This is a genomic window from Pseudomonas sp. R15(2017) (assembly GCF_002112685.1).
GTDB classification, from domain to species: Bacteria; Pseudomonadota; Gammaproteobacteria; order Pseudomonadales; family Pseudomonadaceae; genus Aquipseudomonas; species Aquipseudomonas glycinae.
Window position 1 is genome coordinate 126625 of record NZ_NEII01000013.1, and the last position, 25328, is coordinate 151952.

General features: G+C 60.5%; 28 protein-coding genes. All 28 read right to left on the minus strand.

Annotated elements, in window-relative coordinates; genetic code table 11:
* Positions 1 to 786, minus strand: a complete 786-nt coding sequence (fliR, locus tag CAF77_RS24360; RefSeq protein WP_039765607.1) for a flagellar biosynthetic protein FliR — start codon at positions 784 to 786, stop codon at positions 1 to 3.
* A 3-nt stretch (positions 787 to 789) separates the two neighbouring features.
* On the minus strand, positions 790 to 1059 hold the full coding sequence (fliQ, locus tag CAF77_RS24365; RefSeq protein WP_007951951.1) for a flagellar biosynthesis protein FliQ: 270 nt from the start codon (positions 1057 to 1059) through the stop codon (positions 790 to 792).
* Positions 1056 to 1814 (minus strand): flagellar type III secretion system pore protein FliP, encoded by a 759-nt coding sequence (fliP, locus tag CAF77_RS24370; protein ID WP_039765605.1) that lies wholly within the window; start codon positions 1812 to 1814, stop codon positions 1056 to 1058. Before fliP ends, fliQ begins: the two co-directional genes overlap by 4 nt.
* On the minus strand, positions 1814 to 2272 hold the full coding sequence (gene fliO, locus CAF77_RS24375; protein ID WP_085655446.1) for a flagellar biosynthetic protein FliO: 459 nt from the start codon (positions 2270 to 2272) through the stop codon (positions 1814 to 1816). Before fliO ends, fliP begins: the two co-directional genes overlap by 1 nt.
* Positions 2273 to 2731: a flagellar motor switch protein FliN gene (gene fliN, locus CAF77_RS24380; protein WP_007951948.1), complete on the minus strand. Its 459-nt coding sequence runs from the start codon at positions 2729 to 2731 to the stop codon at positions 2273 to 2275.
* A 57-nt stretch (positions 2732 to 2788) separates the two neighbouring features.
* The gene (gene fliM, locus CAF77_RS24385; protein WP_003222890.1) at positions 2789 to 3757 is read right to left on the minus strand and encodes a flagellar motor switch protein FliM; all 969 of its coding nucleotides are present in this window, start codon (positions 3755 to 3757) and stop codon (positions 2789 to 2791) included.
* A 9-nt stretch (positions 3758 to 3766) separates the two neighbouring features.
* Complete coding sequence (gene fliL, locus CAF77_RS24390) at positions 3767 to 4270, minus strand: flagellar basal body-associated protein FliL (protein ID WP_011333056.1); 504 nt, start codon at positions 4268 to 4270, stop codon at positions 3767 to 3769.
* Positions 4271 to 4512: 242 nt separating this feature from the next.
* Positions 4513 to 5874, minus strand: coding sequence for a flagellar hook-length control protein FliK (locus tag CAF77_RS24395; protein ID WP_064378620.1), 1362 nt, complete (start codon positions 5872 to 5874; stop codon positions 4513 to 4515).
* A 105-nt stretch (positions 5875 to 5979) separates the two neighbouring features.
* Positions 5980 to 6327 (minus strand): Hpt domain-containing protein, encoded by a 348-nt coding sequence (locus CAF77_RS24400; protein ID WP_007951942.1) that lies wholly within the window; start codon positions 6325 to 6327, stop codon positions 5980 to 5982.
* 30 nt (positions 6328 to 6357) lie between these two features.
* On the minus strand, positions 6358 to 8061 hold the full coding sequence (locus CAF77_RS24405) for a fused response regulator/phosphatase (protein WP_064378619.1): 1704 nt from the start codon (positions 8059 to 8061) through the stop codon (positions 6358 to 6360).
* 5 nt (positions 8062 to 8066) lie between these two features.
* Complete coding sequence (locus tag CAF77_RS24410; RefSeq protein WP_039765597.1) at positions 8067 to 8372, minus strand: STAS domain-containing protein; 306 nt, start codon at positions 8370 to 8372, stop codon at positions 8067 to 8069.
* A 101-nt stretch (positions 8373 to 8473) separates the two neighbouring features.
* Complete coding sequence (gene fliJ / locus CAF77_RS24415) at positions 8474 to 8923, minus strand: flagellar export protein FliJ (protein WP_011333052.1); 450 nt, start codon at positions 8921 to 8923, stop codon at positions 8474 to 8476.
* Positions 8924 to 8929: 6 nt separating this feature from the next.
* Positions 8930 to 10288 (minus strand): flagellar protein export ATPase FliI, encoded by a 1359-nt coding sequence (gene fliI / locus CAF77_RS24420; RefSeq protein ID WP_011333051.1) that lies wholly within the window; start codon positions 10286 to 10288, stop codon positions 8930 to 8932.
* The gene (fliH, locus tag CAF77_RS24425; RefSeq protein ID WP_064378618.1) at positions 10278 to 11084 is read right to left on the minus strand and encodes a flagellar assembly protein FliH; all 807 of its coding nucleotides are present in this window, start codon (positions 11082 to 11084) and stop codon (positions 10278 to 10280) included. Before fliH ends, fliI begins: the two co-directional genes overlap by 11 nt.
* Before the next feature lie 4 nt (positions 11085 to 11088).
* The gene (fliG, locus tag CAF77_RS24430; protein ID WP_007958288.1) at positions 11089 to 12108 is read right to left on the minus strand and encodes a flagellar motor switch protein FliG; all 1020 of its coding nucleotides are present in this window, start codon (positions 12106 to 12108) and stop codon (positions 11089 to 11091) included.
* Positions 12101 to 13888, minus strand: coding sequence for a flagellar basal-body MS-ring/collar protein FliF (gene fliF / locus CAF77_RS24435; protein WP_064378617.1), 1788 nt, complete (start codon positions 13886 to 13888; stop codon positions 12101 to 12103). Before fliF ends, fliG begins: the two co-directional genes overlap by 8 nt.
* A 15-nt stretch (positions 13889 to 13903) precedes the next feature.
* Positions 13904 to 14233: a flagellar hook-basal body complex protein FliE gene (fliE, locus tag CAF77_RS24440; protein WP_011333048.1), complete on the minus strand. Its 330-nt coding sequence runs from the start codon at positions 14231 to 14233 to the stop codon at positions 13904 to 13906.
* A 128-nt stretch (positions 14234 to 14361) separates the two neighbouring features.
* A complete protein-coding gene (locus CAF77_RS24445; protein WP_064384021.1) occupies positions 14362 to 15753 on the minus strand; it encodes a sigma-54 dependent transcriptional regulator in 1392 nt (463 codons plus the stop codon).
* Between the two features lie 5 nt (positions 15754 to 15758).
* Positions 15759 to 16970 carry a PAS domain-containing sensor histidine kinase gene (locus CAF77_RS24450; RefSeq protein WP_011333046.1) on the minus strand — a complete coding sequence of 404 codons (1212 nt, stop codon included), beginning with the start codon at positions 16968 to 16970 and terminating at the stop codon, positions 15759 to 15761.
* Positions 16971 to 17080: 110 nt separating this feature from the next.
* The gene (locus CAF77_RS24455) at positions 17081 to 18556 is read right to left on the minus strand and encodes a sigma-54 dependent transcriptional regulator (protein ID WP_039765583.1); all 1476 of its coding nucleotides are present in this window, start codon (positions 18554 to 18556) and stop codon (positions 17081 to 17083) included.
* A gap of 172 nt (positions 18557 to 18728) precedes the next feature.
* On the minus strand, positions 18729 to 19025 hold the full coding sequence (locus CAF77_RS24460; protein WP_007958300.1) for a hypothetical protein: 297 nt from the start codon (positions 19023 to 19025) through the stop codon (positions 18729 to 18731).
* A gap of 10 nt (positions 19026 to 19035) precedes the next feature.
* A complete protein-coding gene (fliS, locus tag CAF77_RS24465) occupies positions 19036 to 19434 on the minus strand; it encodes a flagellar export chaperone FliS (RefSeq protein WP_007958302.1) in 399 nt (132 codons plus the stop codon).
* Between the two features lie 129 nt (positions 19435 to 19563).
* Positions 19564 to 21030, minus strand: a complete 1467-nt coding sequence (gene fliD / locus CAF77_RS24470) for a flagellar filament capping protein FliD (protein WP_064378616.1) — start codon at positions 21028 to 21030, stop codon at positions 19564 to 19566.
* Between the two features lie 80 nt (positions 21031 to 21110).
* Entirely contained in the window at positions 21111 to 21467 is a 357-nt protein-coding gene (locus tag CAF77_RS24475; RefSeq protein WP_064378615.1) for a flagellar protein FlaG, read from the minus strand.
* A 71-nt stretch (positions 21468 to 21538) separates the two neighbouring features.
* Positions 21539 to 22399 (minus strand): flagellin domain-containing protein, encoded by an 861-nt coding sequence (locus CAF77_RS24480; RefSeq protein WP_007958307.1) that lies wholly within the window; start codon positions 22397 to 22399, stop codon positions 21539 to 21541.
* Positions 22400 to 22642: 243 nt separating this feature from the next.
* The gene (locus CAF77_RS24485) at positions 22643 to 22909 is read right to left on the minus strand and encodes a hypothetical protein (RefSeq protein WP_064378614.1); all 267 of its coding nucleotides are present in this window, start codon (positions 22907 to 22909) and stop codon (positions 22643 to 22645) included.
* Positions 22906 to 24198, minus strand: coding sequence for a motility associated factor glycosyltransferase family protein (locus CAF77_RS24490; protein WP_064378613.1), 1293 nt, complete (start codon positions 24196 to 24198; stop codon positions 22906 to 22908). Before CAF77_RS24490 ends, CAF77_RS24485 begins: the two co-directional genes overlap by 4 nt.
* Positions 24199 to 24284: 86 nt before the next feature.
* On the minus strand, positions 24285 to 25211 hold the full coding sequence (locus tag CAF77_RS24495; protein WP_007958310.1) for a ketoacyl-ACP synthase III: 927 nt from the start codon (positions 25209 to 25211) through the stop codon (positions 24285 to 24287).
* Positions 25212 to 25328: the final 117 nt, after the last annotated feature.

Here is a 25328-nt window from a genome sequence, read left to right on the forward strand (position 1 = left end):
TCAGCGCGCCTGTGCCAGTTCGCGTAAAAACTGCAGGGCCTCGGTGGCCAGCGGTTGATACTGATTGAGTATGTCCGCCAACCCGACCCAGACAATAAACAGGCCGAGTACGAGGGTCAGCGGAAAGCCGATGGAGAAAATGTTGAGCTGTGGCGCAGCGCGGGTCATCACGCCAAAGGCGATGTTGACCACCAGCAGCGCGGTGACCGCCGGCAGCACCAGCAACAACGCGGCGCCCAGCACCCAGCCGAGTTTGCCGGCCAGTTCCCAGTAATGCGTGGTCATCAACCCGCCGCCGACCGGCAGCGTGGTGAAGCTCTCGGTGAGCACTTCGAAGACCACCAGGTGCCCGTTCATCGACAGGAACAGCAAGGTCACCAGCATCGTGAAGAACTGCCCGATCACCGCCACCGACACGCCGTTGGTAGGGTCAATCATCGAAGCGAAGCCCATGCCCATCTGGATCGCGACGATCTGCCCGGCCACCACGAAAGCTTGAAAGAACAATTGCAGCGAGAAACCCAGCACCGCGCCAACGAGAATCTGTTCGGCGATCAGCAGCAGACCGCTGAGGTCCAGAGGGCTGACCGCCGGCATCGGCGGCAGGTTGGGCGTAATCACCACGGTGATCGCGAAGGCGAAGTACAGACGGATCCGCCGGGGCACCAGCGTGGTTCCGAAGACCGGCATCACCATCAACATCGAGGCGACGCGAAACAGCGGCAGCATGAACGTCGCCACCCAGGTACTGATCTGGGTATCGGTCAGCTGAAGCAGCGATTGCATGGCTTAGCCGATGACCATCGGAATGTTTTTGTACAACTGCGTGATGTATTCCATGAACGTCTGCACCAGCCACGGGCCGGCGACGATCAGCGTCACCAGCATCACCAGCAGACGCGGCAGGAAGCTCAGGGTCTGTTCGTTGATCTGGGTCGCGGCCTGGAACATCGACACCAGCAGGCCCACCAACAGACTCGGCACCACCAGAATCGCCACCATCATGGTGGTCAGCCACAGGGCCTCGCGAAAGATGTCGACCGCTACTTCTGGCGTCATGGCGATACACCTCCGAAACTGCTGGCCAGTGTCCCGATGATCAGCGCCCAGCCATCCACCAGCACGAACAGCATGATTTTGAACGGCAGGGAAATGATCAGCGGCGAGAGCATCATCATACCCATCGCCATCAGCACGCTCGCCACCACCAGGTCGATGATCAGGAACGGGATGAAGATCATGAAGCCGATCTGGAACGCGGTCTTCAGTTCAGACGTCACGAACGCCGGCACCAGAATCGTCAGCGGCGCAGCATCCGGCGTCGCGATGTCGGTGCGTTTGGACAGGCGCATGAACAGCTCCAGATCGCTGGAGCGGGTCTGGGCGAGCATGAAGTCCTTGATCGGCACCTGAGCCTTTTCCACTGCCTGCTGGGCCGTCAGCTTTTCCGCGAGGTACGGCTGCAAGGCATCGTTGTTCACGCGATCGAACACTGGCGCCATGATGAACAGCGTCAGGAACAGCGCCATGCCGGTGAGAATCTGGTTCGACGGGGTCTGCTGCAGGCCCAGGGCCTGACGCAGGATCGAGAAGACGATGATGATCCGGGTGAAACTGGTCATCAGGATGACGGCGGCCGGAATGAAGCTCAGTGCCGTCATGATCAGCAGGATCTGCAGGCTGACCGAATATTCCTGCGCGCCCTCGGCGTTGGTGCCCAGGGTGATCGCCGGGATCGACAACGGATCGGCGGCGAATGCCAGCGGCGCGGCCAACATCAACGCCAGGGTCAAGACGATGCGCAACGCACCCATTACTTCTTATCCTTCTGATCCTTGCCGAGGATCTTCAACAGATGCTGGGCAAATTCCGGAGTCGCTTTGTCGGCGGTGCTCGGCACCTCGACCGGCTCTTTGAGCACGTGCAGCGCAGTGATGGTTCCGGGGCTGAGGCCGAGCAGGATCTGCTCGTTGCCGACCTGCACCAGCATCAGACGGTCACGCGGCCCGAGCGCGCGGGAACCGATCAACTCAATCACCTGGCCCTTGCCGGCGGGGCCTGCCTGCTGCACCCGGCGCAACAACCAGGCGAGGAAGAAGATCAACCCCAGCACCAGTAACAGACCCAGCACCAATTGCGTCAGCTGTCCTGCCACGCCGCTGTTGACGGCCGGCGCAGCCGCCGCTGCCGTGGTCGCCACCGGCTCGGCCGCCAGCACGCTGAAAGGCAACGCCAGCGACAGGCCGAACAAAGCTCCCAGAACCTTTTTCACTCAGCGCAGCTTCTTGATGCGTTCGCTCGGGCTGATCACGTCGGTCAGACGGATGCCGAACTTTTCGTTGACCACCACCACTTCACCGTGAGCGATCAGGGTGCCGTTGACCAGCACGTCCAGCGGCTCGCCGGCCAGACGATCAAGCTCGATCACCGAACCCTGGTTGAGTTGCAGCAGGTTGCGGATGTTGATGTCGGTGCTGCCCACTTCCATCGAGATCGACACCGGGATGTCGAGAATCACGTCCAGGTTCGGACCGTCGAGGGTCACCGGGTCGTTGTTCTTCGGCACGCTGCCGAACTCTTCCATCGGCAGACGGTTGGAGCTCGAAGCACCTGCATCGGCGGCCAGCAGCGCGTCGATGTCGGCCTGCCCGGCTTCACCGGTTTCTTCCAGGGCGGCAGCCCATTCATCGGCCAATGCCTGATCGTCCTGGGTGTTCATATCGTCGTTCATCATTTGTCCTCGGCGGGCAAAAAACCGGTAAAAAAATCAGGGAGTGAAAGCGCCGCTTCAGCGGCGCTCGATCGGCTCGATAACCTGCAACGCGAGGTTGCCTTTGTGCGAGCCCATCTTGACCTTGAAGGCCGGCACGCCGTTGGCGCGCATGATCATGTCTTCCGGCATCTCGACCGGAATCACATCACCCGGCTGCATGTGCAGGATGTCGCGCAACTTCAACTGGCGGCGAGCCACGGTGGCACCGATCGGCACGTCGACATCCAGCACGTCCTGGCGCAGGGCGTTGACCCAGCGTTCGTCCTGGTCGTCGAGGTCCGACTGGAAACCGGCGTCGAGCATTTCGCGCACCGGCTCGATCATCGAGTACGGCATGGTCACGTGCAGGTCGCCGCCACCGCCGTCGAGTTCGATGTGGAACGTGGAGACCACGATCGCTTCGCTCGGGCCGACGATGTTGGCCATGGCCGGGTTCACTTCCGAGTTGATGTACTCGAAGTTGACTTCCATGATCGCCTGCCAGGCTTCCTTCAAATCGACGAACGCCTGCTCCAGCACCATGCGCACCACGCGCAGTTCGGTCGGGGTGAATTCACGCCCTTCGATCTTGGCGTGACGGCCGTCGCCGCCGAAGAAGTTGTCCACCAGCTTGAACACCAGTTTGGCGTCGAGGATGAACAGCGCGGTGCCGCGCAGGGGTTTGATCTTGACCAGGTTGAGGCTGGTCGGCACGTACAGCGAGTGCACGTATTCGCCGAACTTCATCACCTGTACGCCACCGACGGCAACGTCCGCCGAGCGGCGCAGCATGTTGAACATGCTGATGCGGGTGTAGCGGGCAAAACGCTCGTTGATCATTTCCAGAGTCGGCATGCGTCCACGGACGATGCGATCCTGGCTGGTCAGGTCGTAGCTTTTGACACTGCCGGGTTCGGCAGCGTTATCGGTCTGTACCAGACCATCGTCGACGCCATGCAACAGCGCGTCGATTTCATCCTGGGACAGCAGATCCTGCACGGCCATGTCGTGTTCCTACTGCAGTACGAAATTAGTGAAAAGCAACTGTTCGATCACCACTTTGCCCAGCTCTTTCTGCGCCACTTCCTGGACGCTGGCTGTGGCCTTCTGGCGCAACATCTCTTGACCGACCGGGGTCGCCAGCGTGGCGAAATCCTGACCGGAGAAGAGCATCACCAGGTTGTTGCGGATCACCGGCATGTGCACTTTGAGCGCTTCCAGATCAGCCTGGTTGCGCGCCAGCATGGTGATGCTCACCTGCATGTAGCGCTGACGGCCGTTCTGGTTGTAGTTGGCCACGAAGGCTGGCGCCATCGGCTCGAAAATCGCCGGTTGCTTGCCGACCGGGGCCGCTTCGGCGGTCGCCGCTGGCTTGCTCTGGGCACTGTGCATGAAGAACCAGGTCGCCCCCACGGACGTGCCGATCGCCAGCAACAGACCCAGCACGATCACGATGATCAGTTTGAGTTTGCCTTTGGTTGCGGGGTCTTTTACTGCTGCAGCTTCGCTCTTCGCCATGCCAATAATCCGTCACTAATCGGGTTTTCACAGTCGCACGGCAAGGCAAGAGCAAGTGTTATGCCAGAAGTGTCGGAGGGGAGAACCAGAGAGAATGGTGAGTCGATGCGAGTCCCTGTGGGAGCTGGCTTGCCAGCGATGGCTGCGGCACATTCAAAACTAATGTGTCAGACAAATCGCTATCGCTGCGATGCGGCGTACCGACAAGCCAGCTCCCACAGGTTTTGAGGAAGCGCTTTAAATCAGGCGTAGTAGTCGACGGCGCTGGAGCCGATCACGTGAGTGGCGGTGGCCGCGGCTTCAGCGACAGCCGTCGGGGTCAACTCTTCTTCAGCCGAATCCAGGCGACCACCGGCGGCGCTGGTGCGACCGCTCTGCCCCTGCTGCGCCTGTTCCTGGCCCTGGCCCTGCCAGCCACGGTTCTGGTCGGAAACGTTGACGTCGACCTGCCCCATGCCTTGCTGGTTGAACATGTCGCGCAGGCGGTGCATCTGACCGTCGAGGGCTTCACGCACGCTCGGATGCGCGCTCATGAAGGTCACCTGGGTCTGCTGGTCCGGGACCATGTTCACCCGGATATCCAGACGCCCAAGCTCCGCTGGCTGCAACTGGATGTCAGCCGCCTTCAGGTTGTTGCTCGACAGGTACATGACCCGGTTGACCACTTCTTCGGTCCAGCCGTTCTGGTGCATGGCAATCGGTTGGTTCACCGGCACCGCGTTGGCGGTTTTCGGCGTGGCAGCCTGGGTCAGCGCCGCCAGACGGTTGGCGAAATCATCCACGCGGGTGTCGCTGGTGGCGGTTTTCAGGTCCTTCAGGCCGTCATCGATCAAACCGCTGAACGCCTTTTCACCGCCCTGACTGGTGCTGTCCTTGTCAGCCTGCACATCGAGCATGCTGGCCATGCCGGCAGCGAAGTTCTGCGCCGAGGTCAATTCGCCGTCAGCCTGAGCCTGGGCCGGGGTGGCCTTGGGCTGGGACTGGCTGGAAGCAGAAATGTGACCACTCTGCTCCATGGCCATGCGCACGGCGGGCAGTGAATCGAGCGGATCCGCCTCGGGGTCGAAAGCCGGGTCGGTGGCCGGCGCCGGATCCTTGACCATACCCGGCAATGCCGCCACCGCGGGTTTGTCGGTTTCAGGCTTCGCGGCAGTATCGACGACTGGAGTGGCGACTACCGGCGCCGTGACGACCGGCTCTACCGACGCCACTAACGCCGGGTCCACCGGCGCCGTATCGACAACGGGAGCCGGCGCGGTGTCGGCCGAGTCATCATCAGTAGCGGTCTTGTCGTCCGTTGCCGCCGTCGCCGGTTTGTCGGCGGGCAAGGCTTTGCCGCTATCGGCAACCGCCGGCTCCGGGGCGGCAGACTGATCCTTGCCGAGGTCTTTCTTGCCGCTGTTGTCGGCCACCTTGTCACGGGCAGGTTTTGCCGAATTGTCGACGGTCACCGAGGGCTTGTTCGGGCCTTGATCGGCGAACACCTGAGCGAAGCTGGAGGCCTTGTCCCCGGGCTCTGCGGCCACTGCCGATGATTTGGTCGAGGCAGCTTGCGCCTTGGCCTGGGCGGCGGTCTGAAGAAAAATGTTGGGGCTTGCAGGCATGGCACGGTCTCCGCTGCACTGGGATCGTAGGTACAGTTGGGATAGATGACTGCAAGTGCCGGGCCAGTTTCGTCAGAAATCCGACAAAACCGCCCGACGGCAGGATCAGTGCGTCAGCGAGCGCTGCCGCTCGGCGACATAAACGGGCCGCACATCGGCGAATTCGCTATGAATATCGGCGACCAGTTTGATGATCTCGGAAGGGCTTTTGTCTTTGGCATGCTGTTCCAGCTCCTGGCACAGCACGGCAAGACGGGTCGCGCCCATGTTGCTGCTGCTGCCCTTGAAGCTGTGCGCAACGGAAGACAATGCGTCGGCATCGGCAGTCTGCTGCAACTCCCGCAGGCGGTTTTCGGAATCGGCGAGGAAGGTATCCAGCAGTTCCGGATAGCTGTCTTCCATCACTTCCCGCAGCGCGCTCAGCGCCTCGTGGTCCACATGTGTATCAGCCACTTGTTCACTCCCTGATCAAGAATGCGCGGATTATGCCAGAGCCTCCCAGAAAAACTCCACGCGAGCACTGCGACCATCGTCTGACCAGCTGGCATTTCGGGCCAATTGCCGGATCAGGCTGACTCCGCGTCCCGACAGACGGACACCGTCCAGCGGCCGCTCCATCACGCGCGAGACATCGAATCCCTGGCCGCTGTCTTCGACCCGCACCACCAGACAACCGCCCTCGCCTTCCGGCCGCACCTGCAAATGCACGCGCACATAACCGTCCTGCAAGGCTTCGAGACGGGCATTGCGCTGCTCGTAATATCGGGCGAAACCCGACGCATCGCGCTTGAGGCTCGAATCCAGGCCAAGCACGCCATGCTCCAGCGCGTTGGAATAAAGCTCGGCCAGCACGCTGTACAGTGCGCCACTCTGCGCCCGCAATCCATGCACCTCAAGCAGTAACTGCAACAGGTAAGGCAGCGGATTGAAGCGCTTGAGCGTGGCACCGCGAAATTCGAAGCTCACCGACCAGTCCAGCGGACAGGACTGACCACTGTCCGAATACACCGGCGCCGGCGGGTTGACCTGCTCGGCTTCCAGCAGGCTGACCTCGACCATGCTCACATCGTCCCGGGCCTCTCCGCGAAAGTCCTGCAGCGCCTGCTCGATGTCCTCGAACAGCCGATCCGGCTGGCGATTGGCGGCGAACACCTTGTGCAAGCGCTCGACACCGAACAGCTGGTCGTTGGCATCGCAGGTGTCGATGACCCCGTCGGAGAGCAGAAACACCCGATCGCCCACCGCCATCGAGTGAACCTCGGTGCGGTCATCGAAGGTCTGCGGGCTGAGCACACCCAGCGGCAAGTGGCGCGCCGCCAGTGGCTTGCGCTCCCCGGTGGCGAGGCAATGCAGGTAACCGTCGGGCATGCCGCCGTTCCAGACTTCCACCGAGCGCCGCTGAAAACTCAGGCACAACAGCGTCGCGCAGCAGAACATGTCCACCGGCAGGATGCGCTTGAGCTTGGCGTTCATTTCCCGCAGGGTTTCGGCCAGGCCGTAACCCTTGGCAGTCATGCCGTAGAACACCTCGGCCAACGGCATCGCGCCGACCGCCGCCGGCAAGCCGTGACCGGTGAAGTCACCGAGCAACACATGCATGTCGCCGGCCGGAGTGTATGCAGCCAACAACAGATCGCCATTGAACAGCGCATAGGGCGATTGCAGGTAACGGATATTCGGCGCGCTCAGGCAGCCGGAATGCGCCACCTTGTCGAATACGGCCTTGGCGACCCGCTGCTCGTTGAGCAGATAGTCGTGGTGTTTGGCGATCAGGTCGCGCTGCTGAAGAACCGTGGCCTGTAAACGTCGCAAGCGATCCATCGCCTTGATTTTGGCGGCAAGGATCACCTGGTTGTAGGGCTTCGCCAGAAAGTCGTCGCCGCCGGCCTCAAGACAACGAGCCAGGGCTTCGCTTTCCGTCAGCGAGGTGAGGAAGATGATCGGCACCAGGCTTTCACCCGCCAGCTTCTTGATCTGCCGTGCAGCTTCGAACCCGTCCATCACCGGCATCATGGCGTCCATCAACACCAGATGCGGCTTTTGTCGGATAAATGCCTCGACCGCCTCCGCACCGTGGGTGGCCGTCAGCACTTCATGCCCCTGACGACGGACGATGGTCGACAACAGCAACCGGTCAGCGGCGCTGTCTTCGGCAATCAGGATCGTCAGCGGCTCTTGCGGCTGCATGGCCGTCAACTGATGTCGAACAGTTTGTCGAAGTTGGAGATGGCGAGGATCTTGCGCACATCCGAATTGCTGTTGACCACCCGCACATCCGAGTCGTCACCGCCGGCGTGATCACGCAACAGAAGCAACATGCCCAGGGCCGAACTGTCGAGATAGGTGGCATCCTTGAGATCCACCACAATGGAGTCAGGCTTTTTAGTGAGCCGCTCGTAGGACTCGCGAAATTCCTGATGGCGACCGAAGTCGAATCGGCCCTTGACGGAAATCGTCAACTTTTGCCCATCCGCAGACACTTCTGTAACGACTGACATGTACTGGCTTCCTTGTCATTGACGAACCTGTACAAGGTTTAGCACTTGGAAGGGCCATGGGCAAGGAGCGATGGCGTCGGGATTTGTGCGAGATCTGCCCGTCAAAACGCCTCGTGGCGCGGCAAACGCTGGGACAACTCGTCGAGCAGCTTCTGCTCACGCTTGTCTTCGGCACGCTGGGCTTCGTCGCGGTAGCGTTGTACAAGTTTGCGCAGACCTTCGACCCGGGCGAATGCCTGTTGCCAGGCATCACGGGCCTTGTCCAGATTGTTCTGGTGCCACTGCAGACTTTGGCGCTGCTGATCGACGGCGGTGTCGAGTTGCGCCAGAAAGCCCTGAAAACCCAGCAGCCATTGGCCGGTCACGCCGGTGCTGCCGCGCACGATCCACTGCTGCGAGTAATCCAGACGAAAGGCGTTGAGGTCGGCGAGTTTGCTCTCGGCGACTTTCACCTGCCCCTGAAAATAACCCAGGCGCTGCACGGCGGTTTTTTCGGCCTTCTCGGCCATGTCCACCACCGGCGCCAGACGCGCGGCGCGACTCAGGGCCATGACCGGTTACCCGCCGGCCGCCGGGGCGAAAATCGTTTCGAGGTACGCCTCGCTTTCACCCAGGCTGATTTTGTCGTTGAGACCCTGACGCAGGTATCTGACCAGTTGTGGTTGCAGATTGATTGCAAGGTCAGTCTCGCGGTCACCGCCAGCGACATAAGCGCCGACGCTGATCAGGTCGCGGCTCTGCTGATAGCGCGACCACAGCTGCTTGAAGTATTGCGCGCGCTGCATGTGTTCCGGCGCCACGACTGCCGGCATCACCCGGCTGATCGAGGCTTCGATGTCGATGGCAGGGTAATGACCTTCCTCGGCCAGCCGCCGCGACAGCACGATGTGCCCGTCGAGCACGCCCCGTGCGGAGTCGGCAATCGGATCCTGCTGGTCATCGCCTTCGGACAATACGGTGTAGAACGCGGTGATCGAACCCCCACCCTTCTCCGCGTTACCGGCACGCTCCACCAGTTTCGGCAGTTTGGCGAATACCGACGGCGGATAGCCCTTGGTCGCCGGCGGCTCACCGATGGCCAGGGCGATTTCCCGCTGGGCCTGGGCGAAACGGGTCAGGGAATCCATCAGCAACAGGACGTTCTTGCCCTTGTCGCGGAAATATTCGGCGATCCGCGTGCAGTACATCGCCGCACGCAGACGCATCAGCGGCGCATCGTCCGCCGGCGACGCGACCACCACGGAGCGCTTGAGGCCTTCTTCACCGAGGATGTGCTCGATGAATTCCTTAACCTCACGACCCCGCTCACCGATCAGGCCGACGACGATGATGTCAGCCTCGGTGAAGCGGGTCATCATGCCCAGCAACACCGACTTACCGACACCGGTACCGGCGAACAGACCCAGACGCTGACCACGACCGACCGTCAACAAACCGTTGATACTACGAATGCCGACATCCAGCGGCACGCTGATCGGGTCACGGTTGAGCGGGTTGATGGTCGGGCCGTCCATCGGCACCCAGTCTTCGGCCTTCATGCCGCCCTTGCCGTCCAGCGCACGTCCGGCGCCGTCCAGCACACGACCGAGCATGCTCATGCCCATCGGCAGGCGGCCGGTATCGGCCAGCGGCACGACACGGGCGCCCGGAGCAATGCCCGCCACGCTGCCGACCGGCATCAGAAATACCTTGCTGCCGGAGAAGCCCATGACTTCGGCTTCAACCTGGGACGGGTGATAGGTGTCGTCGTTGATCACCATGCAGCGGGTGCCCATGGCGGCGCGCAGGCCTTCGGCTTCCAGCGTCAGGCCGACCATGCGCAAAAGGCGCCCTTCGAGAATCGGCGCACCGGCGATTTCGGTGGCCTCGGCGTAGGTGCTCAGGCGCTTGGCGAAGCTGGTGCGTTCAAGGCGCATCGGGGGCGTCCGCGAGCGGCTCTTCTGTAATCGGTGCCGGTTTGGGTGTTTCCGGCAGGTCCAGGCTCAGGTCCGGCTCGGCCGGGTGCAGGGCCTGTTCGTGCAACTGGTCGAACAGCTTGGCCATGACCTGGCTGACGCGGGTTTCGATGCTGGCATCGATCCGGCTGTGGTCGGTCTCGACCCGGCAACCGCCCGGCAGCAGGGATTCGTCTTCGACGATGCGCCAGGTTTCCTCATGACGTTCGCGCAAGGCTTTGACCTGTCCGAAATCCTGCGGATTGACGTACAGCCGCACATTGCCCACGCCCAACGGCAACAGCTTGAGCGCGTCGCGCATGACGTGTTCGATCTGCGTCGAGTCGATGGCCAGCTCGCGCTGGATCACCTGTTTGGCGATGTGCTGCACGAGATCGACCAGCGACTTTTCGATCTGGGTGTCTTGCTCGGCGATGGGCTCGAACAGGTGGCCCATCAATTGCTCAAGGCTGTTGACCTTGGCCGTCAGGACCACTTCGGCTTCCTGGCGCACCTTGAGGGTGGCGCTGTGAAAGCCTTCCTTTTCGCCGATGGCGAAGCCCTCGTTGTAGGCCTCCTGACGGATGCTTTCGAGTTCTTCCAGAGTCAGTGGCTGGACTTCCTCCAGCGGCACCTCTTCCATTTCCGGCGGTTCAGGCTCCGGTTCCGGCTCGGGCTCAGGTTTCGGCGGGTCGAAGCTGGGCAACGCCCAAGATTCGAAACCGCGGACGTCCCGGGCACGGATCAGGTCCGTCACATCGTCGTCATGCTTGTCCATGGGCTTAGATCATTTCCTCGCCGCCCTTGCCACCGAGCACGATTTCTCCGGCTTCGGCCATACGGCGGGCGATGGTGAGGATTTCCTTCTGTGCGGTCTCCACGTCGCTGACGCGCACCGGGCCCTTGGCCTCGAGGTCGTCGCGCAGCAGTTCGGCGGCACGCTTGGACATGTTCTTGAAGATCTTCTCCTTGACGCCTTCGTCCGAACCCTTGAGGGCCAGCACCAGCACATCGGAAGACACTTCGCGCAACAGCGCCTGGATACCGCGGTCGTCGACATCGGCCAGGTTGTTGAACACGAACATGAGGTCTTCGATCTGACCGGACAGGTCTTCGTCGACTTCGCGGATCGAGTCCATGAGCTGGCCTTCGATCGAGCTGTCGAGGAAGTTCATGATGTCCGCCGCGCGCTTGATGCCACCCAGGGTGGTGCGCGAGGCGTTCGAGTTGCCGGAGAACTGCTTCTCGAGGATCTGGTTCAATTCTTTCAGCGCGGCCGGCTGCACGGTGTTCAACGACGAGACGCGCAGGATGATGTCCAGACGTACCTTGTGGTCGAAGTTGCCCAGCACTTCACCGGCCTGATCCGGATCGAGGTACGCCACCACGATCGCCTGGATCTGCGGGTGTTCGTAACGGATCACGTCGGCCACGGCGCGCGGCTCCATCCATTTCAGGCTGTCGAGGCCACTGGTGTTGCCGCCCAGCAGAATGCGGTCGATCAGGCCGTTGGCCTTGTCTTCACCCAGGGCCTGGGTGAGCATTTTGCGCACGTAGTCGTCGGAGCCGACGCCCAGGCTGGTCTGGTCGCCGACGATGTCGACAAACTCGCTCATGACCTGCTCGACCTGCTCACGGTGGACGTTGCCCATCTGGGCCATGGCCACGCCGACTCGCTGGACCTCTTTGGGGCCCATGTGGCGCAGCACTTGTGCGGCATCGGTCGAACCCAGGGACAGCAGCAGAATCGCGGCTTTATCGACCCGGGACAGTTTGGCGACGGCGGCTCGGTTATCACTCATCTGCGTTAATCCACTCTTTCACGACCTGGGCCACACGACCCGGGTCTTCTGCCACCAGACTCTTGATTGCGTTCAACTGAGCGTCATAACCCTCGCTCGGGCTCGGCAGCAGAATGCTGGTCGGGCCGCCGAGGCTGACGCGATCGTTGGACAGTTCACCATCCAGACCGCCCATGCCACCGAGTTCCATGTCGCCGCCCAGACCGGCCAGCTCCTTGCTTTTGCCACCACCGGTGATGTTGTTGAGCACCGGACGCAGCACGCCGAACACCAGCACCAGGATGAACAACACGCCCAGCACTTGTTTGACGATGTCCCAGAACCATGGCTGGGAGTAGAACGGAATGTCGGCGATCACTTCGCCGCGCTCGGCGGAGAACGGCATGTTGATCACGCTGACGCTGTCGCCACGGCTGGCGTCGAAGCCGACGGCGTCCTGTACCAGACGAGTGAAGCGCGCCAATTCGTCGGCGCTCCACGGTGCACGGGTGGTTTCGCCGTTGGCCGGGTTGATCTTGACCTGATCGTCCACCACCACCGACACCGACAGGCGATTCAGGCGACCCTGCTGCTGTTTGGTGTGGCTGATGGAACGGTCGAGTTCGAAGTTCTTGGTGGATTGTTGACGCTTGTCCGCCGGGTACGGCGCGAGCATCGGCTGGCCGGTGGCCGGGTCCATGATCTGCTGACCGTTGGCATCAACCAGTGGCTGGCCTGGTTGCACCATGCTCGCCGGGGCGGCGGCGCCACCGGTGGTTTGCGGTGCCGAGGCCGGTGACGGCGGCTGGTTGCTCAATGCACCCGGCACACCTTGCGGGCCATTGCTGGCAGTGCGTTGTTCGTTGACCGACTGTTCGCTGCGCAGCGCCGGTTGATCCGGGTTGAACTGCTCGGCGGTCGATTCGACGGCACTGAAATCAACGTCGGCCGAGACTTCAGCCTTGTAGCGATCGTTGCCCAGTACCGGTTGCAGAATGTTGTGCACGCGCTGGGTGAGCATGCTTTCCATGCGACGGCTGTAGTCGAACTGCTTGCCGGCCATGGTCATTTCGGCGTTTTCCGCCTGATCCGACAGCAGGTTGCCCTTCTGGTCGACGACGGTGATCTGCGATTTGCTCAACTCGGGAACAGAAGTCGCCACCAGGTTGATGATGGCAACGACCTGGCCCGGCTCCAGCGAACGACCGGAGTACAGCTCGACCAGTACCGAAGCGCTTGGCTTGCGTTCGTCACGCACGAATACCGAACTTTTCGGAATCGCCAGGTGAACGCGCGCGCCCTTGACGTTGTTCAGGCTGGAAATGGTGCGGGCCAGCTCGCCTTCAAGGCCGCGACGATAACGGGTCGCTTCCATGAACTGGCTGGTGCCCAGACCCTGTTCCTTGTCGAGGATTTCAAAACCGATGTTGCCGTCGCTGGGAGTGACACCAGCGGCCGCGAGCTTGAGCCGCGCACGGGACAGGTCATCGGCCTTGACCAGCAAGGCGCCGGAATTCGGTTCGACGGTGTAGGGAATGTCGGCGGAGGCCAGGGTGTCCATGACCTGCTTGGCGTCCATGCCGGCAAGGCTGCCGTACAACGGACGGTAATCCGGCTGCTGCGACCACAGCACCACGGCAAAGCCAATCGCCACGCTCGCGGCCAGGCCGACCAACAGGCCCACCTGACGCAGCATGGTCATCTCGGAGAGGTTTTCCAGGAAGGACAGTCCGAACAGCGGCGGTTTGCCGTCTATCGGGGTGGCCTTGGCCGGAACGTTATCGGCGACTGCTTCTGCCATGACTCAATCTCGTCCTTAAACCGGCATCTGCATGATGTCTTGATAAGCCTGAACCAGCTTGTTGCGCACCTGGGTCAGGGCCTGGAACGACACGCTGGCCTTTTGCGAGGCAATCATCACGTCCGTCAGATCGACGCCGCTCTTGCCGATTTCGAACGCGTTGGCCAATTGGCTCGACGCCTGTTGGGTATCGTTCACTTTGTTGATGGCCTGACCGAGCATGTCGGAAAAGTTGCTGCCTGCCACTTCCGGGACAGCGGAAGTCGATTTCGGCTTCGACATGGCGTCCATTTGCATGGCCTTCATGTCCATCATCAACCGATTAAATTCAATACCTTGGCTCATGGTCTACTCTCTTGGGCGGCCCGCAATTTTTTGACACTCACTCGGCGGGTACTCAGGTGTTAGCAACAACGGTGCCAGCTCATGGGCACCGCTTTGAGAAAAGCCGTTTCAAACGTTTGCGCCACCCGTCAGGTTGCGAACAGGTAGCCTTCGACATCCATGCCCGCATCGCGCATTTGCGCCAGTTTGTACCGCAGGGTGCGCGGGCTGATGCCGAGTTTTTCCGCTGCTTCCTTGCGTCGACCGCGCTCGGTACGCAGGGTGTCGATGATCATCTGGAACTCGCGACGACGCAGGTCATCGCCCAGCGCACCGGCCGAATCCGCGTCGATTTCGACCTCTCGAATGATCGACGCGGCGGGCACCACCGCCGGCAATGGCGCAAACAGCGCAGGCCCGGAGAGACAGAAATCCTGCGGCTGGATCAACCCGCCCTGCTGCAGAATCAAGGCGCGCTGAACCGCGTTATCCAGCTCGCGCACGTTGCCCGGCCACGGATAACCGATCAGGCACGCTTGCGCCTCGGGCGAGAATTTCGCCGTCGCATGCTTCATTTTATTGACGTGTTTGGCCAACAGACGCTCGGCCAGTGGCAGGATATCGGCGGTGCGCTCGCGCAACGGACGCCATGCCAGGGGAAAAACCGACAGACGATAATAGAGGTCTTCACGGAATCGCCCCGCTGCCACTTCACCGGCCAGATCACGGTTGGTGGTGGCTACCACGCGAATATCGAGGGTGATCGGCTTGCGTGCGCCGACCCGCTCGACTTCCCGCTCCTGCAACACCCGCAGCAGCTTGGCTTGCAGACCGAGGGGCATTTCGGAAATCTCATCGAGCAGAATGGTGCCGCCGTCCGCCTGTTCGAACTTGCCGGCCTGGGCCGCGATGGCGCCGGTGAACGAGCCCTTTTCGTGACCGAACAGGGTGGCTTCGAGCATGTTGTCGGGGATCGCCGCACAGTTGATCGCAATGAACGGCTGACTGGCGCGATGGGATTGCTGGTGGATGTAGCGCGCCAGCACTTCCTTGCCGGTGCCGGACTCGCCGGAAATCAGCACGGTGGAATCACTGCGTGCAACCCGCGCCGCCAGATCCAGCAATTGAGCACTGGCCGGCTCGACCGCGACCGGGCCTTCGGCGTCGCTGGCGCCAAGGCTGCCCAAGGCGTGACGCGCTACCAGATCCAGCAGAGCCTTGGGCTCGAACGGCTTGACCAGATAATCCGCCGCGCCCTGGCGCATGGCATCGACCGCGCGTTCGACCGCGCCATGGGCGGTCATCAGCAGCACCGGCAATTGCGGTTGCCGTGCGCGCAGCAGGCCGAGCAATTGATGGCCGTCCATGCCCGGCATGTTGACGTCACTGACCACCAGACTGAACGCTTCGCGCTCGACGGCGTTCAGCGCCTCTTCGGCCGAACCCACCGCGTGATAGTCGTGACCGGCCAGCAACAGCGTATCGGCCAGCGCTTCGCGCAACGAGCGGTCATCCTCGACCAGCAGAACCTTGATGCCCATGACCTTCACTCAGCTCCCTGTACAGCAGAAAACAACGGCAGGATGACCTGCGCGCACGTACCGCGCCCGACCCGCGAACGCAGCTGCAATTCTCCCTGATGCGCACGCGCCACGGCCTTGACCACGGTCAGGCCCAGGCCGGTCCCGGTGACTTTGGTGGTGAAAAACGGCTCGCCCAGCCGCGCCAGCACCGCCGCATCAATACCGCTGCCACTGTCACTGACACACAAACGCAGGGTGTTATCGCGGGTATAGCAATGCACTTTCAGACGCACCTCACCGGCACTCGCCTGAATCGCGTTTTCAATCAGATTGAGCAGCGCGCCGACCAGCGTGTCGCGATTGCACAGCAGCTCGCCGGCATGGCTGTCGCACTGCCAGCGGATCGGCAGATCCTGCACATGGGTCAGCGCCGCGGCCTGCAGCGACTGCATCAAGGCATTCGGCGTGACACGGTCGGTCAGCGGCAGCTCACCGCGGGCGAATACCAGCATGTCGCGCACCTGATGCTCCAGCTCGTGCAGACGCTCCTTGAGGCGACCGGCAAAACGCTGCTGGGTCGCGACCGGCAGTTCCTGCTCGGTCAAATGACTGGCGTACAGCAACGCGGCGGACAACGGTGTGCGGATCTGATGCGCCAGCGACGCGACCATCCGCCCCAGGGACGACAGGCGCTCGTGACGGGCCAGCTGATCCTGCAAGTGACGGGTTTCAGTCAGGTCGTTGAGCAGCACCAACTGCCCCGGCTCGGCATCCAGCGAGCGGGTGGCAATCGACAGGCGTCGACCGTTCTTCAAGGAAATTTCGTGACCGTCGTCTTCACGGGGCGCAAAGCAACGGGCAATGACATGGCGCCACAGCTCGCCTTCCAGCGGCAGGCCGAGCAATTCGATGGCGGCAGGATTGGCCTCGCACACAATGCCGTGACCGTCGATGACGATGACGCCACCGGGCAACAGATCGAGGAGGTTTTGCAGACGGTTGGCCAAGCGTTCTTTTTCCGCCAGTTCCTGCATGCGCTGGGCGCTGACCACGGCCAGCTCGCCCTTGAGCTCGGTGACCCGGGCTTCGAGCATGCTGTAGGAGTCGGTCAACTGGCTGGACATCTGATTGAACAGGGCGAATGCCTGCTCAAGCCCCTGGCGGCTCGCCTGCTCTACGGACGGCAGTTGCCCCGAGGACTCGGGAACAGAAGACATCTGGGAGGCTTGGGGCATTGTGCTCTCTCGCTTGGCTGACCGTCAGTGAAACGGAACGTTGCGAGGGATGTAGCAATACCCGTGCCTAAAAAAAACCGCTTATAAATGAAGCATTTGAAAAACAGGCGTCAATCATCCGCCTGTTCATCACCTTCACGACGGCTCATGCCGTACTTGCGCATCTTCTCTACCAGCGTAGTGCGGCGGATGCGCAGGCGTTCGGCGGCGCGGGCCACGATGCCGTTGGCATCGTCCAGCGCCTGCTGGATCAGGCCCTGCTCCAGACCACCGAGATAATCCTTCAGATCCAGACCTTCCGGCGGCAACAGGGCGTTGGCGCTGAAATCCGGCGTATGGCCGTTGATCGCCACGCGCTCTTCCAGATCGCTGCGCAGGCTGTCGACCATTTGCTCGTCTTCGTCGTCGACGTAGCGGAATTTCTTCGGCAGCTCGACCACGCCGATCACCCCGTACGGATGCATGATCGCCATGCGCTCCACCAGGTTGGCCAGCTCGCGAACGTTGCCCGGCCAGCCGTGGCGGCACAGCGACATGATCGCGGCGGAGTTGAAGCGGATCGAACCGCGCTTCTCGTGCTCCATGCGCGAGATCAGCTCGTTCATCAGCAGCGGAATGTCTTCAACGCGCTCACGCAGCGGCGCCATCTCGATCGGGAACACGTTCAGGCGATAGTAGAGGTCTTCGCGGAAGGTGCCGATCTCGATCATGCTTTCGAGATTCTTGTGGGTCGCGGCAATGATCCGCACGTCGACGCTCTGGGTCTTGTTGCTGCCCACGCGCTCGAAGGTGCGCTCCTGCAGCACGCGCAGCAGCTTTACCTGCATCGGCAGCGGCATGTCGCCGATTTCGTCGAGGAACAGCGTACCGCCGTTGGCCAGCTCGAAGCGGCCGGCACGGCTGGTGATCGCGCCGGTGAAGGCGCCCTTCTCGTGACCGAACAGTTCGCTTTCCAGCAACTCGGCCGGGATCGCCCCGCAGTTGACTGGTACGAATGGCGCGTCACGACGCTTGGAATGGTAATGCAGGTTGCGCGCAACCACTTCCTTGCCGGTCCCGGACTCGCCGAGGATCAGCACGCTGGCATCGGTGTCGGCCACTTGCTGCATCATCTGACGCACGTGCTGGATCGCGCGACTGGTGCCGACGAGACTGCGGAAAAGGTTGGGTTCGCGATGACGGCCGCGCTCGCGGGCCTGGTCGTACATCTCGCGATAGACCTGGGCACGGTGCAGGGAGTCGAGCAGCTTGCTGTAGCTCGGCGGCATTTCGAGGGTCGAAAGTACCCGGCGGCGCTGGTCTTCGGGCAGGTCCACCGAAGAATTATCGCCCATCAGCAAAACCGGAAGGAACTCATCCCAGGTTGAGAGTGTCTTTAGCAAGCCCAAAAGCGCACCAGGAGCATTGACCGTCCCGATCAGTACGCAAATGACCTCACGACTAGACGACAAAGAGCCGACTGCCTGCTGCCAGTCATGGCTTCCGCAGGGTAAATTTTCTTCGCCAAGAAAATTTAAGATCACCGCCAGGTCGCGGCGGCGGACGCTATCGTCATCGATCAGCAGAATTTTGGTTTCACGCCACATGCAATAGCAACTTCCCTAGTCAACTCAATGCCCAAAATGAGGGGCAAGCGAGACGCTTGCAGGACACCTTGTGCCTGTAGACGCCTGAAATCTGAAAACAGCCACTAGTTAAGTCAAAAAACCGTGCACAGTCAAATTTATGGCGCACATATCTGGATTAACTGAGGGTTAATTAACCAAACAGATGGTAAACCTTTGCCGCGTTCTGCGCTTGGGTGATCTGCGACATCTCGTCGACTATCGCCTGACGCTCACCCATCGCCACTTCAAGCAGCTGCTTGTAGACATGCAGCAACTCTTCAAGGTTATCGCGCAACGCAACCTCGTCCACCGAAGCTTCACTCAAGACATCTTCCATGCAGGAACGGCAATCCAGATCCAGTTGACCGATCGCCTCCCAATTGCGCTCGGCCAGGGCTCCGACCAAGGCTGCTCGGGTTTCTTCAATTCGCTGCAAAACAAGACTCATGGTGATCTCCTCAGAACTGCGGAGCAGGCGCAGGTGCGATCGCGTCCCAGCCTTCCTTGACGGTGCTCAGCAAGCCGGCTACCTCATCAAGAATGCGCGGATCGCTGCTGATGTTCGCCTCGGCGAGACGCTTCATCATGTAGATGTAAAGACCGTCCAGATCAGCCAGCGTGTCCGCGGAATTTTCCAGATCCAGACCTTCACGCAGTCCGCTGACGATGCCGATGGCCTTGCTGATCGACGTGCACTTGGCTGGAATATCCTTGCGCTCGATCGCACCTTTGGCCTGAGCGATACGGTCCAGGCCGCCTTCCATCAGCATTTGCACCAGGCGATGAGGGCTCGCTTCAGATGTCTGAGCGTGCGCACCTACTTTCTGGTATTGCCGAAGGGCTAACATCGGATTCATGTTCTACCTCATTTGCCACAATGACTCGTATGAACAGTGTATCGCCAGCGAGTCGAAAAACTTTAGACCACAAGACAAAAACCCGGCACACGCTCGAAAGCGTAGCCGGGTTTTTGTCGCTCTTGCATGTTACTTCGCGGATTGCTGTGCGTTGAGCGAGGCGAAGAACGACGTAATACTGCTTGCCGTAGACTTCATCTGACCTACCAGCAAGTCCATGGCGTTGTATTTTGCAGTCAACGTCTTGGTCAGGTTGGCAACACGCAGATCGAGCGCCAGTTGCTGACTGGTCAGGCTCTTGGTGTTGTTGTTCAGGATGCCCATGCGCTGATCAAGCAGGCCCTTGGCGGTAGGGAGACTACCTGCAGGAGGCTTCAGATACGGATCCACAGCCTTGCTCATGCGTGCCAACAGACCGTTGGTGTCATTGGTACCAGTAAACATCTGCTGGACCTGACCGGTCATGCCCGGCGTGGACATGGCCTTGTTGAAAGCAGTCGTATCGAGCGACAGGTTGCCGGTGAGTTTGTCGGTCATCACACCCAGCTGCGACAGATAGGCCATCGGGCTCCCCGCAGCAGCGGCACCCGGAGCTGTCAGCTGCCCACGAATATCGGCAATCAACGAACGTGGCAGAGAGTCACCGGTGAAGGCCGCCTGAACGGTCAGTTTGCCATCCTCATCCGGTGTTGCCTTGGACAAAGTGTCAATGGTGCTCTTCAAGGTATTGTAGGCATCAACGAATGCCTGAACAGACGTCTGCAAGCCCTTGGTGTTGGTATCGACAGTCACCGTGACCGGCGTCCCGGGCGTCGCCGGAACAGTCAGCAGGTTCAATGTCAGACCGCTGATTGCACCGGTCACCGTGTTGCTCTTGCTGGATACCGCCAGACCGTCAATGGTCAACGAGGCATCCTGAGCGAGGCCGCCGACCGATCCGGACGCGCCCGCCGCCGGAGTAGCGCCCATCACCTGGGTGCCATCGATTTCCAGACCGGCAATACCGCTGACCGAGAGGTCGGAACCTGCACCCGTCTTGCTCGAACTGATCACCAACCGCGAAGCACCGCTACTGTCGGTGACGATGTTGGCGGAAATACCGTTGGAGCCCTGAGCCGTGTTAATGGCGTCACGAGTGCTCTGCAAGGTCGCGTTGGCCGGAATCGTGACATTGTAATCAGTGCCATTCTGACTGATTTTCAGGGTACCACTCGGAATGGCACTGGCCGCACCGCCGGCAAAGGATGCACTGGCTACTTTCGAACCGGTGGCCAGTTTACTCACGACAACACTGTAAGTACCGGAAACTGCGGTGTTATCCGAAGTCACACCCAAAACCGCAGGCGTACTCGACGTGGCGGTGTAGCCGGCAAATGCAGGATTGGTCTTGCTGCCAAGGTTCGTCATCGCCGTCTGGAAGGCGGTCAGCGCACTCTTCAGCGTACCTACACCGGAAATCTTCAGCGTGTTGGTTTTCGTCGCATTGTCGATCTGCGTCTGCTTCGGCGACTTGTCGGCGTTGACCAGCGCAGTAACGATTGCACCGATGTCCAGACCGGAACCCAGGCCCGAACCCGGTAAAATTGGACTTGCCATGTGCATCTCCCTTGGGTTGTTGCCAGTCTTTTGACCACGACCTGCGTCTAAAGAACTTCAAACACTATTCATGCCAGCTATCAGACTTTGGCGTCGAACAACACGTGACTTGCGTTGGCGAGGCTGTCTGCCAGCTTGAGGGCTTCTGCGGAAGGGATCTGTCGTACGACCTCGCCCGTCTCGCTTGCGATCACCTTGACGATGACCTTGCCGGAATGCTCGTCGATCGAGAATTCCAGATTGCGCTTGATCGACTGAACGAACTTCTCGATCTCCTGCACCGCCAGCTTCAGCTTGGTTTCATCTGCTTCCTGGCTCTTTTTCGAGGCAGGAACCGCTTCAACGGCCTGAGGCTTGGTCTCCGACGGCTTGTCGGTGACGGTATTGGCTGGCTTGGGAGCCGGATAAGACACGTTAAGCTTGACGCTCATGTCCATGCTCATCACCTCATAACGTAAAAAGCGAGAGAGCACGCAAGCGCACTCCCCCGCTAAAACTCATTCCGAAATTACTGAAGCAGCTTCAGTACAGCGGAAGGCAGTTGGTTGGCTTGAGCCAGAACAGAGGTCGAAGCCTGTTGCAGGGTTTGCTGCTTGGTCAGGTTAGCAGTCTCTGCGGCGAAGTCGGTATCTTGTACGCGACCTTGTGCAGCAGTGGTGTTCTCGGTGATGTTCTGCAAGTTCTGGATGGTGCTGGTCAGACGGTTTTGCGAAGCACCCAGGCTGGCACGAGTTGCACCGATTGCAGCGATAGCGGCGTCGATTGCAGTGATCGCGTTGTCGATGTTCTGCGAAGCAGAACCAGCGCCAGTACCGGTGGTACCGGTCAGAACTACAGTACCGCTGCCTACGGACAGGCTGACGGCGTCGAACTTGGAGCTCAGTACCAGGTCGATGTGGTTAGCCGAACCGGTGTTTGCGCCCACTTGCAGGGTCACAGTACCAGCCGAACCGTCCAGCAGGTTTTTGCCGTTCAGGTTGGTAGCAGCCGAGATACGGGTGATCTCGTCGGACATCTGAGCGAATTCAGCGTTGGTAGCGGTCTGGTCAGCAGTGCCGTTGGTACCGTTACGTGCTTTAACAGCCAGTTCACGCATACGCTGCAGAATGTCGGTCGAAGCTTGCAGAGCGCCTTCAGCGGTCTGGGCAACGGAGATACCGTCGTTGGCGTTCTGGATTGCCTGGGTGTTACCGCGGATCTGGGAAGACATACGGTTGGAGATCTGCAGGCCAGCGGCGTCGTCTTTAGCGCTGTTGATTTTCAGGCCGGAAGACAGGCGCTGCATCGAAGTCGACAGAGCGTCGGAAGCGCGGTTCAGGTTTTTCTGAACGTTCAACGACGTGGTGTTGGTGTTTACTGTTAAAGCCATGACGAATTCCTCGTTGGTTGGGTACTGCGGCTTCCGGCCCTGGCAACCGCCGGGTATGGCCTAGAGAACCTTCGTAATAGTTATCGTCGGGTTTGCAGGTTGCTTGAGGGCTTTTTTGAAAAAATTTGCCATCACCCTGCCACCCCCTAGAAAACAAAGACTTAGCAGCACTTTACCCTCGAAAAAATGACGTCATAAAACCGTCCATGGCGCAAACCTGCGGGCCAGCGCCTTCGCCCCTCGTCAGGCGGACGATTCTTCCAGCAATCGAATCAACTCGTACTCCATGAAATCGGCAAGTCCCAACCAGTCCTGACGCTCCTGGCACTCGAGCATCTGCGTGAGCAACTGCGCCCAGGCGTGCTGCTTCTGTACACCGGCCGACTGCAATGACCGCTGCGCGCCCTCGAATACATCGACCATGGTCAACGCTGCCTCGACGTCACGTCCCAAGCGGAACAGCCCGGCACACTGGTGGCACTCGTCTACCCAGCCTTTCAGCGCAGTCATTGCACAAACTCCTGATTGAACGCTGTACCGGCAATCTGCGCCCCCGCGCGGCTGCTGTTGAAGAACGCCACCTGCGGCTGACTGGCGATGTATCGCTCCAGCACGCACAGGTAACCGCGAAAATTGAGCTGGGTACTGACACGCTGGCCATATCCGTCACGCACCCAGTGCCGCGCCTGATTCACCGACGGCCCGAGGTCACCGTCATTCCAGCCGGCATGGGTTTTGTTCATAGGGAAGGCAAAATCGGCGCCGAACAGGGTGATGCGTGCAGCGCCCATCTTCACAGCCAGGTCCACGGCCGGGTGAATCACGCTGCCACCCACATGCAGCAACGCCCTCGGGTGCTGCTCACGCAATGCCGCATAGACCGGACTGGCCGAGCAAGCGCCATAACGCTTGCCCTTCCAGGCCCTCAGCACCTCCGGGTCACTCATGGGCAGATACACCAGCGGGATGCCGTCGGATTCCTCGAAGGGCAAATGCCGGAAGCTGATGCGCTGATCGATACTCACCACATAGTCGGGCACGATCCCGTGTTCGCGCAGCGGTCGGTACGCGGTGTCGACGCAAATGAACAGCGGACGCTCCGCCCGCTCGCGAATCGCCGCCAGACGTTCGAAGTGCTGCTCAAGGGTCGGCCCGGTACCGATCACATAGATCTCCCGACCGGCACAAGTGCCGAACAACGTCGCCACATCATCGTCAGCCAGCAATACCGGCAAGCAGTCCTGCAGACGCTGTTGAATGAACGGTGACTGCGGATCGAACTCGCGGTTGTTGAAGCTCAGATGCACTTCGCTGACCAGCCGATCTCGAATCTTCGCGTTGAAGTCATCGGCCAGCAGCATCTCGGCAGGCAATGCGAAAAACGGTGTGCAGATGTCGGGCAGGTCGCTGGCGTACAGCAATTCGACTCGCGGATCCCGCAGCCACTCCCGCTGATCGAGCAGTTGCAGCACCAAGGCGAACAGTGCGCCGTTGAGGATGTGCACATATAGCCGCTCAAGCCCGGAGCGTTCCAGCAGCACCGTGGGCAAATCCCCGAGTCCGGTGCCGTAGACATGCAGTTGCGGCTTGTCTGCCGGCAGGCTGGCAGCCTGAATCTGCGCTTCGCGGACACGGTCATGCCGACTGGTGAGCTGAATGCCGCCAACGCTCAGCGTCGAGCCCAGCCCCTGCGTCAGTTCGGCCTCGATTGCCGAACTGTCTTCGTTCAGCAATCGGGCGAACAGCGCCGGCCAGCGTCGTTCGATGACTTCAGCGTTGGCCTGGAAAAACTCACTCATGACGCCTCGCGCTCCCTTCAGGCAAAAAAATAGCGTTCAAGGTTAACCCTTGAACGCTATTTTTGTATCCGCCGTTTTTAACCGATTCAAGGACGATAAATAATCGCCGAACCCCACGACAGACCGACGCCGAAACCACTGATGGCGATGCGGCTCCAGTCGGAATCCATCACGTGTTTTTCCAGCAGCAGCGGCACACTGGACGACACGGTGTTGCCGGTCTCGACCATGTCCTTGATGAACTTCTCCGGCTCGCCTTCGAAGCGCCGCGCCACGGCATCGACAATCGCCGCACTGCCCTGGTGAATGCAAAAGGCATCGATGTCATCGGCCTTCAGACCGGAATCGTCGAGCAGTTCGTGCAGATGCGCAGGCACCTTGAGCAGTGCGAAGTTGAATACTTGGCGGCCGTTCATGAAGAACACGCCATCGGTGACTTTCAGGTGCGGTGCGCCGGAACCGTCGGTGCCAAATTTGGCCTTGCCGAGTGCCCAGACCGGGTCTTCCCCCATCCAGGTCGCGGTAGCGGCATCGCCGAACAGCATGGTGGTGTTGCGGTCTTCCGGATCGACGATCTTCGAATACGGGTCGGCGGTGATCAACAGACCATTCTTCAGGCCGGCGGCTTCCATGAAGCCCTTGATCGCGTAGATGCCGTAAACGTAGCCGGAGCAACCCAAGGAAATATCGAACGCCGCGACATTGGTCGGCAGCCCGAGTTTGTCCTGGACGATGGCAGCGGTGTGCGGCAGGCCTTCTTCGTCACCGTTCTGGGTGACGACGATCAGCGCATCGATGGATTCACGTTTCAGTTCAGGGTTGTTGGCAAACAGCGCATTGGCCGCTTCAACGCACAGATCGGAGGTTTCCTGTTCCGCGTCTTTACGCGGGAGGAAGGCCGAACCGATCTTGCCGAGGATGAATTCTTCATCCTTCTCGAATTTTGCACCTTGTGCGTAATTGTCCACGCCGGCTACAGGAACGTAGCTCGCAATGCTTTTTATGCCAATCATTACGGCTTCCCAATAATAAACAGCCCAATACCACCGCTCGCAAGGATTCGAGGGGCGCCGACAAACAGAAAACGGCCGCCACAACGGGCAGCCACGGGGAGCGCAAAGGGCTACCAC

Bases quoted from the DNA above. Each gene is read 5' to 3' on its own strand.
- fliG (WP_007958288.1), bottom strand. From the start codon at position 12,108: ATGAGTGATAACCGAGCCGCCGTCGCCAAACTGTCCCGGGTCGATAAA.
- CAF77_RS24410 (WP_039765597.1), bottom strand. From the start codon at position 8,372: ATGTCAGTCGTTACAGAAGTGTCTGCGGATGGGCAAAAGTTGACGATT.
- fliH (WP_064378618.1), bottom strand. From the start codon at position 11,084: ATGGACAAGCATGACGACGATGTGACGGACCTGATCCGTGCCCGGGAC.
- fliL (WP_011333056.1), bottom strand. From the start codon at position 4,270: ATGGCGAAGAGCGAAGCTGCAGCAGTAAAAGACCCCGCAACCAAAGGC.
- fliP (WP_039765605.1), bottom strand. From the start codon at position 1,814: ATGGGTGCGTTGCGCATCGTCTTGACCCTGGCGTTGATGTTGGCCGCG.
- fliI (WP_011333051.1), bottom strand. From the start codon at position 10,288: ATGCGCCTTGAACGCACCAGCTTCGCCAAGCGCCTGAGCACCTACGCC.
- fliS (WP_007958302.1), bottom strand. From the start codon at position 19,434: ATGAATCCGATGTTAGCCCTTCGGCAATACCAGAAAGTAGGTGCGCAC.
- CAF77_RS24475 (WP_064378615.1), bottom strand. From the start codon at position 21,467: ATGGACATGAGCGTCAAGCTTAACGTGTCTTATCCGGCTCCCAAGCCA.
- fliR (WP_039765607.1), bottom strand. From the start codon at position 786: ATGCAATCGCTGCTTCAGCTGACCGATACCCAGATCAGTACCTGGGTG.
- CAF77_RS24460 (WP_007958300.1), bottom strand. From the start codon at position 19,025: ATGAGTCTTGTTTTGCAGCGAATTGAAGAAACCCGAGCAGCCTTGGTC.
- CAF77_RS24455 (WP_039765583.1), bottom strand. From the start codon at position 18,556: ATGTGGCGTGAAACCAAAATTCTGCTGATCGATGACGATAGCGTCCGC.
- fliE (WP_011333048.1), bottom strand. From the start codon at position 14,233: ATGAGCCAAGGTATTGAATTTAATCGGTTGATGATGGACATGAAGGCC.
- CAF77_RS24485 (WP_064378614.1), bottom strand. From the start codon at position 22,909: ATGACTGCGCTGAAAGGCTGGGTAGACGAGTGCCACCAGTGTGCCGGG.
- fliN (WP_007951948.1), bottom strand. From the start codon at position 2,731: ATGAACGACGATATGAACACCCAGGACGATCAGGCATTGGCCGATGAA.
- fliQ (WP_007951951.1), bottom strand. From the start codon at position 1,059: ATGACGCCAGAAGTAGCGGTCGACATCTTTCGCGAGGCCCTGTGGCTG.
- CAF77_RS24450 (WP_011333046.1), bottom strand. From the start codon at position 16,970: ATGCCCCAAGCCTCCCAGATGTCTTCTGTTCCCGAGTCCTCGGGGCAA.
- fliD (WP_064378616.1), bottom strand. From the start codon at position 21,030: ATGGCAAGTCCAATTTTACCGGGTTCGGGCCTGGGTTCCGGTCTGGAC.
- CAF77_RS24445 (WP_064384021.1), bottom strand. From the start codon at position 15,753: ATGGGCATCAAGGTTCTGCTGGTCGAGGATGACCGCTCGTTGCGCGAA.
- CAF77_RS24395 (WP_064378620.1), bottom strand. From the start codon at position 5,874: ATGCCTGCAAGCCCCAACATTTTTCTTCAGACCGCCGCCCAGGCCAAG.
- CAF77_RS24405 (WP_064378619.1), bottom strand. From the start codon at position 8,061: ATGCAGCCGCAAGAGCCGCTGACGATCCTGATTGCCGAAGACAGCGCC.
- CAF77_RS24495 (WP_007958310.1), bottom strand. From the start codon at position 25,211: ATGATTGGCATAAAAAGCATTGCGAGCTACGTTCCTGTAGCCGGCGTG.
- CAF77_RS24480 (WP_007958307.1), bottom strand. From the start codon at position 22,399: ATGGCTTTAACAGTAAACACCAACACCACGTCGTTGAACGTTCAGAAA.
- fliJ (WP_011333052.1), bottom strand. From the start codon at position 8,923: ATGGCCCTGAGTCGCGCCGCGCGTCTGGCGCCGGTGGTGGACATGGCC.
- fliF (WP_064378617.1), bottom strand. From the start codon at position 13,888: ATGGCAGAAGCAGTCGCCGATAACGTTCCGGCCAAGGCCACCCCGATA.
- CAF77_RS24490 (WP_064378613.1), bottom strand. From the start codon at position 24,198: ATGAGTGAGTTTTTCCAGGCCAACGCTGAAGTCATCGAACGACGCTGG.
- fliM (WP_003222890.1), bottom strand. From the start codon at position 3,757: ATGGCCGTGCAGGATCTGCTGTCCCAGGATGAAATCGACGCGCTGTTG.